This is a genomic window from Streptococcus sp. 2022WUSS135, from assembly GCF_044427045.1.
Classification (GTDB): Bacteria; Bacillota; Bacilli; order Lactobacillales; family Streptococcaceae; genus Streptococcus; species Streptococcus hashimotonensis.
This window is the reverse complement of record NZ_JAOTGL010000046.1, coordinates 1-7,130: the sequence shown is the minus strand read 5'-3', so window position 1 is coordinate 7,130 and position 7,130 is coordinate 1. Positions and strand designations below refer to the sequence as shown.

Annotated in this window: 4 protein-coding genes and 1 pseudogene; 4 read left to right on the top strand and 1 reads right to left on the bottom strand. The window is 40.4% G+C overall.

The annotated features are described in order from the left end of the window. Positions 1-1,095, bottom strand: a pseudogene (locus tag ODU45_RS09630) (IS4 family transposase); the annotation flags it as partial. A gap of 148 nt (positions 1,096-1,243) precedes the next feature. Here ODU45_RS09630 and ODU45_RS09625 point away from each other — a divergent pair. From ODU45_RS09625 to alaS, 4 genes are all read left to right on the top strand, one after another. Continuing rightward, positions 1,244-1,963: an O-methyltransferase gene (locus tag ODU45_RS09625; RefSeq protein ID WP_074390279.1), complete on the top strand. Its 720-nt coding sequence runs from the start codon at positions 1,244-1,246 to the stop codon at positions 1,961-1,963. Between the two features lie 60 nt (positions 1,964-2,023). Beyond that, a complete protein-coding gene (gene prsA / locus ODU45_RS09620; protein ID WP_136671364.1) occupies positions 2,024-3,025 on the top strand; it encodes a peptidylprolyl isomerase PrsA in 1,002 nt (333 codons plus the stop codon). Positions 3,026-3,290: 265 nt separating this feature from the next. Further along, positions 3,291-3,776: an LURP-one-related/scramblase family protein gene (locus ODU45_RS09615; protein ID WP_044754552.1), complete on the top strand. Its 486-nt coding sequence runs from the start codon at positions 3,291-3,293 to the stop codon at positions 3,774-3,776. Positions 3,777-4,221: 445 nt separating this feature from the next. Then, entirely contained in the window at positions 4,222-6,864 is a 2,643-nt protein-coding gene (gene alaS / locus ODU45_RS09610) for an alanine--tRNA ligase (RefSeq protein WP_398581214.1), read from the top strand. Positions 6,865-7,130: the final 266 nt, after the last annotated feature.

Sequence of the window (7,130 nt, the reverse complement as noted above, 5' to 3'; positions counted from 1 at the left end):
GATGTTTTAATAGCAACGTATGAGGTTAGCCATTTACAAACATTAAAATTGATAAAGCGAGCGTAGATTTCTTGGAGAATCCCTTCCTTCTTTTTCGCGTGAAAATGAGTCAGACCGATACTATATTTTAGGTCACAAAAACTGGTCTCTATGCCCCATCTGTAGGCATAGAGATCTTTTAATTTTTCTGGAGAATAATCGGTGTTTGTCACCAAAGTTTCAAAGAAACCAGGCTTGATTTCTAGACGCACCATTCGGAAATGCAGCTCATAAAAACTGGTATGTTCGCTTTTTCGACTAGAGCTTGGTAGAAAATCAAAGGAGGCATTATTAGGTAAAAAATGATACTGATTAGGGAAGTCCCGATACAGGTGTTTCATCTCATTGGTTTGTTTGCGACAGATGTTTAGGTCAAATTTTTCATCAAAACAAGAGGTGTCAGGGAGATTAAATCCTGACTTCATAGAATGATTCCCGTCACGAATACGGATAATATAGGACCAATTTCTTTCTTGACAGTGTGCCATGACATTGTAGGATTCATACCCTCTGTCCATAATAACTAGTGCTTGCTCGAAAGGGGCAGCTCTCCATCATATCAATAAAAGCCGCACGCTCATCAAACTCCCGATTATCCTGAATCCGTAAATCGTGATAAATCTCTTGTTCAAGATTGTAGAGAGCATTGATATGAATGAGATTATAGGGAGTGTGATGTGGTCCAGTTTGAAAAGAGGTTGTTTTATCATAGCGGTTTCTTGGTAGAATCACATCACTACCATCAACTGCTAGGATAGGGAGGTTATCAGAGATTGGAATTTTAGAGGTGATATCCCTAAAAATTGTTTTAAAAGCTTGGTGTTTGATCTGATACCGTCGTTGAACAAAAGCAGATTGAGTGACAGGCAAATCTAAATCAAGTAGCTCTTTGGCTAAGGTATTACCTCCCATGGTCAGTATAGCTTGAATCATGGTTTCCATAGTTAGCTGACTTTTCCGACTAAAATCTTTTTCAGGATGAAGTACAAACTGGTCGGTAGAGGAAACGATGTCATTGATACTGTCAAATAGATGAGATTTAATCTGGTCTAGCATGATTTTTCCCCTTTTATTTTTAGTGTAACATAAAAAACTAACCTAACACAAAATGTGATAGGTTAGCTAACTTAATGACATTGGGGGAAACCTACCTTTTAGTGTGTTGAGGAAGAAAATCTTGTCGGCTTATGATATAATGGATTCTATGGTCGAATCATATAGTAAAAACGCAAATCACAATATGCGCCGTCCGGTTGTCAAGGAAGAAATTGTGGATTTTATGCGAACACGTCAGGCGCAAAATACAGGGTTTTTGAAAGAACTGGAAGAGTTTGCTCATCAAGAAAACATTCCAGTTATCCCTCATGAAACGGTAGCTTATTTCCGCTTGCTGATGCAGATACTTCAACCTAAACGTATTTTAGAAATTGGAACTGCTATTGGCTTCTCTGCGTTACTGATGGCTGACAATAGTCCGCATTCGAAGATTACAACGATTGATCGAAATGAAGAAATGATTGGCTTTGCAAAGGAAAACTTTGCCAAATATGATCAGCGCCAGCAGATTGAATTGCTGGAAGGGGAAGCGATGGATATTCTTCCGACTTTACCAGATAACACATATGATTTTGTTTTCATGGATTCTGCTAAATCAAAATATATTGTATTTTTACCCGAAGTCTTGAAAAAGGTCAAAGTAGGCGGTTTAATCATTTTGGATGACATCTTCCAAGGAGGAGATGTTGCCAAAGATATCAAGGATGTCAGAAGAGGGCAGCGCACTATTTATAAGGGATTGCAACGTTTATTCGATGCGACTTTGGATAATCCAGATGTGACTGCTAGTCTTGTTTCCATGAGTGACGGTCTTCTTATGTTGAGGAAAAATGTAGAGAATGTTGACTTAAAACATATAGAAATTTAAGAAGTTTTTAAGCTTTTGTGTTATAATAAAGGGGTTAATGAAAAAAGGAGAGAGTCTTTAATGAAACAAACTAAAAAAATTCTCGCAGGTGCAGTAACACTCTTTGCTGCAGTAACACTCGCTGCTTGTTCCAATGCAGCTGATAAAGATATCATTACGATGAAAGGTAACACGATTACTGTGTCTGAGTTTTATGAGAAAGTGAAAACAAACTCACAAGCTCAACAAGTTTTGCTGTCAATGGTTATCAGTAATGTATTTGAAAATCAGTATGGTGACAAAGTCTCTGCAGAAGAAGTAAATAAGGAATATGATAAGAAGGCAGAACAACTTGGTGCTTCTTTTAATGCGGCACTTTCTTCGGCAGGATTGACAGAAGAATCCTATAAAGAACAAATTCGTACCAATAAATTGGTTGAGTATGCTGTAAAACAAGCTGCTGAGAAAGAATTGACAGATGAAAACTACAAGGCAACTTATGACGCCTATACACCTGAAGTAACAGCACGTGTCATTAAGTTGGCAGACGAAGCTAAAGCAAAAGAAGTTTTAGCTGCTGCACAAGCTGAAGGTGCAGATTTTGCTCAATTGGCGAAAGACAATTCCACGGATACTACTACAAAAGACAATGGAGGCGAAGTTAAATTCGATTCAACTTCAACAACTGTTCCAGCAGAGGTACAGAAAGCAGTATTTGCCTTGGATGCAGGTCAAGTCGGAGCGTCGGTGATTTCTTCGGTAGATATGAAGACGTATACAACGAGCTATTATGTTGTAAAATTGGATGCTAAATCAGAAAAATCTGCTAAATGGGAAGATTATAAAGATAAGCTGAAAGAAATTATTTTGGCACAAAAGCAAAGTGATTCATCATTTGTTGCTACTGTGCTGAAAGAAGCACTCCAAAAAGCAAACGTTAAGGTTAAAGACAGTGCTTTCCAAAATCTTCTTTCACAATATGTGACAACAGAAGAAAGCAGTTCTTCTTCAACGAAGAGCAGCTCTTCATCGACTGAAAGTTCTTCTTCTACAACAGAATCTTCTAGTTCATCAGGTCAGTAATTGACGATTTACTTATTAAGAATCGGTACTTGACACCTTAGTTCAGAAAATTGGCGGTTGCTGCGAGCCATCTAAGCCAAGTATCTTGCTACTTAATATTACAATTGAATAGTAGAGCCTGTATTCACAGTTTATAGCCTATATAAAAAATTTTTTTGCTTGTGGATACAGTTTCTTAAATGAGAATGACAAGTCATTGAATGAAGGTGGTACCGCGGTTTTTCGCCCTTCGTTTGGTTTCTTGTTATTTTTTTTGGAGGTTATCATGAAGCAATTTCAAGTGAAACAGCGCTTTACCTTTGGTGGTGAAAAATTTGATATTCGTAATAGTTTTGGGAATCTTGCCTATCAAGTGGAGGGCTCTTTCCTCGAAATTCCAAAACGATTTATCGTGAGAAATTCCAGAGGTGGAGAAGTTTGTCAGATTACCAAGAAGTTTTTGACCTTCCTGCCCCAGTTTACCATTGATATGGCAAATGGTCATTCTTTCTACTTGCAAAAGGAATTTACTTTTTTCAAGGATCGCTATACTGTGGAAAATCTAGGTTTAATCCTAGATGGAAATATCTGGGATTTGGATTTTCGCTTGAAAAGGCCAGATGGTATGCTCGTGGCTGAAATCTCCAAAGAACTCTTTCATTTAACTTCTCATTACTCCGTTACTGTATTGGAGGATTCCTATGCAGATTTGGTCATTTCCTTAGTGGTCGCAATTGACTACATCGAAATGATGGAAGATGCATCGAATTAATCGTGAAATAATCATTCAGTTTAACTATTTCGTTAAATTGAACCCGCCTAACTATCACTTATGAAAGGAAAGGGCATCGAGTTTATTCTGAAATGAACTCGGGCTACGGACTTTCCCCTCAATTATTACTATTATGAAAGGAAATGTTCAATTTGGATAATTTTCTGAATTGAACCCGCCTGGAAGGCTCGCTTCTTTCTAATAATAATTTTTCAAAATATCTAAACGAAAGGAAAGGGCATCGAGTTTATTCTGAAATGAACTCGGGCTACGGACTTTCCCCTCAATTATTACTATATGAAAGGAAAGGTTCAATTTAGATAATTTTCTGAATTGAACCCGAGCTAAAAGCGTCGAGAAAAAGATAGACCGCCTAGTGCGCTGGCGCACGGCGTTGATCTCCTATTTTCTTCTCGCTTTCTTAATGCTCTTGGTATCTTAGTTTATGAAAAATCTATCTTCTGCTCAAATTCGTCAAATGTGGTTGGATTTCTGGAAATCAAAGGGTCACTCTGTTGAGCCTTCAGCAAACCTTGTCCCAGTTAACGATCCAACTCTTTTGTGGATCAACTCTGGTGTGGCAACTCTTAAAAAATATTTCGATGGCTCAGTCATCCCTGATAACCCACGGATTACAAATGCCCAAAAATCCATCCGTACCAATGATATTGAAAACGTTGGTAAGACAGCCCGCCACCACACCATGTTTGAAATGCTTGGCAACTTCTCTATTGGGGATTATTTCCGTGATGAAGCGATTGAGTGGGGCTTTGAGCTCTTGACAAGCCCAGAATGGTTTGCCTTGCCAAAAGACAAGCTCTACATGACTTACTATCCAGATGATGTGGATTCATACAATCGTTGGATTGCTCTTGGTGTTGAGCCAAGCCATCTCATTCCGCTTGAAGATAACTTCTGGGAAATCGGTGCAGGTCCTTCTGGTCCAGATACGGAGATTTTCTTCGACCGTGGCACAGACTTTGACCCTGAAAACATCGGCATTCGTCTCTTGGAAGAAGATATTGAAAATGACCGTTACATCGAGATTTGGAATATCGTATTGTCCCAGTTCAACGCAGACCCAGCTGTTCCGCGTTCTGAGTACAAGGAATTGCCAAACAAAAACATTGATACAGGCGCAGGTTTGGAGCGTTTGGCAGCTATTTTCCAAGGGGCTAAGACCAACTTTGAAACGGACCTCTTCTTGCCAATCATTCGTGAAGTAGAAAAGATTTCTGGTAAGACTTATGACCAAGATGGCGAAAACATGAGCTTTAAAGTCATCGCAGACCACATCCGTGCTCTTTCGTTTGCCATTGGTGACGGTGCCCTTCCTGGAAATGAAGGCCGTGGTTATGTCCTTCGTCGTCTCCTTCGTCGTGCTTCTATGCATGGTCAACGTTTGGGCATTACAGAGCCATTCTTGTACAAATTGGTGGAGACAGTTGGCAATATCATGGAAAGCTACTATCCAGAAGTGCTTGAAAAACGTGCCTTTATTGAGAAGATTGTTAAGAGTGAAGAAGAGTCATTTGCTCGTACTATCCATACAGGTTCACAATTTGCTGAGCAATTGATGGACAAATTGGCAGCAGAAGGTAAGTCTGAGATTGATGGTCGTGACATTTTCAAACTCTATGATACCTATGGTTTCCAAGTAGAATTGACAGAAGAATTGGCTGAGCACCGTGGTATGACCCTTGATATTGCTGGCTTTGAAGCGGCTATGAAAGAGCAACAAGACCGTGCACGTGCCTCAGTTGTCAAAGGTGGTTCAATGGGTATGCAAAATGAAACCCTGGCTGCTATCACAGAAGAGTCGACCTTTGTTTATGGGCAAACAGCTCTTGAAGCAAGCTTATCTGTCATTGTGGCTGATAATGAGCGTACAGAAGCAGTCTCAGAAGGTCAAGCCCTCCTTGTCTTTGATCAAACACCATTCTATGCAGAAATGGGGGGTCAGGTTGCAGACCATGGTTTTGTGAAAAATGCTGCTGGAGATATTGTTGCGACTGTCATCGATGTGCAGAAAGCACCAAATGGTCAACCATTGCACACAGTTGAACTGTCCGCAAGCATTTCAGTTGGTCAAACCTACACACTTGAAATCGAAACAAAACGCCGTAAGGGTGTTGAGAAGAACCACACAGCAACTCACTTGCTCCATGCAGCTCTTCACAATATTATCGGTGAGCATGCAACGCAGGCTGGTTCCTTGAATGAGCAAGACTTCCTCCGCTTTGACTTTACTCATTTTGAGGCAGTTACTGCGGAAGAACTTCGTCGTATCGAAGAAGAAGTCAATGAGCAAATTTGGAATGCCATTCCAGTTGTGACGGTTGAAACTGATATTGACACAGCTAAGGAAATGGGTGCCATGGCCCTCTTCGGTGAAAAATACGGTAAAGAAGTCCGTGTGGTGACAATTGGCGACTATTCTGTGGAACTCTGTGGTGGTACCCATGTTGGTAACACCGCTGAAATCGGTATCTTCAAGATTTTGAAAGAAGAAGGTATCGGTTCAGGTACTCGACGTATCATTGCGGTAACAGGCCGTGAAGCCTTCCTTGCCTATCGTGACCAAGAAGATGCCCTCAAAGAAGTAGCGGCAACCATCAAGTCACCACAGATCAAGGAAGTGCCAAACAAGGTTGAAAGTCTTGCTCAGCAAGTTCGTGACCTGCAAAAAGAAAATGCAGCTCTGAAAGAAAAAGCAGCGGCAGCTGCTGCTGGTGATGTCTTCAAAGAGGTCAAAGATGCTAACGGCATTCGCTACATTGCCAGTCAAGTCCAAGTATCAGATGCAGGTGCCCTCCGTACCTTCGCTGACAACTGGAAACAAAAAGATTACTCAGATGTCTTGGTCTTGGTTGCTGCGATCGGTGACAAGGTCAATGTCCTTGTAGCCAGCAAATCAAGCGATGTTCATGCAGGGAACCTCATCAAAGTCCTTGCTCCAATCGTAGCAGGTCGTGGTGGTGGTAAGCCAGATATGGCCATGGCAGGTGGTAGCGATGCCTCTGCTATCCAAACCCTCTTGAACAGTGTTGCTGATGAAATTAACTACAAAAAGAAATTGCTTCTCTAAAAGAAAAATCAACGGCAGTATTGGTTCAGTCTTCAAAGATGTGAAAGATGCTAACTACATTCGCTACGCTGTATCAAAACTCTCTTGAACAGCGTAGCTGACAACTTGTAATTAATACTGAAAACTCTTTTATCCTCTGTGATATACTCCCCTTATAGTGGACAGTGAAAAAACAAAAATTTTCACTAGAAACTATAAAGGGAGTTTTATTATGTCCAAAAGAAGTCCAAAGTCTGTCTCTGAGAAACTAGAAATTGTTCTACTCT

Excerpts from the sequence above, each read along its gene's own strand:
- ODU45_RS09625 (WP_074390279.1), top strand. The coding sequence starts at position 1,244 with ATGGTCGAATCATATAGTAAAAACGCAAATCACAATATGCGCCGTCCG.
- prsA (WP_136671364.1), top strand. The coding sequence starts at position 2,024 with ATGAAACAAACTAAAAAAATTCTCGCAGGTGCAGTAACACTCTTTGCT.
- ODU45_RS09615 (WP_044754552.1), top strand. The coding sequence starts at position 3,291 with ATGAAGCAATTTCAAGTGAAACAGCGCTTTACCTTTGGTGGTGAAAAA.
- alaS (WP_398581214.1), top strand. The coding sequence starts at position 4,222 with ATGAAAAATCTATCTTCTGCTCAAATTCGTCAAATGTGGTTGGATTTC.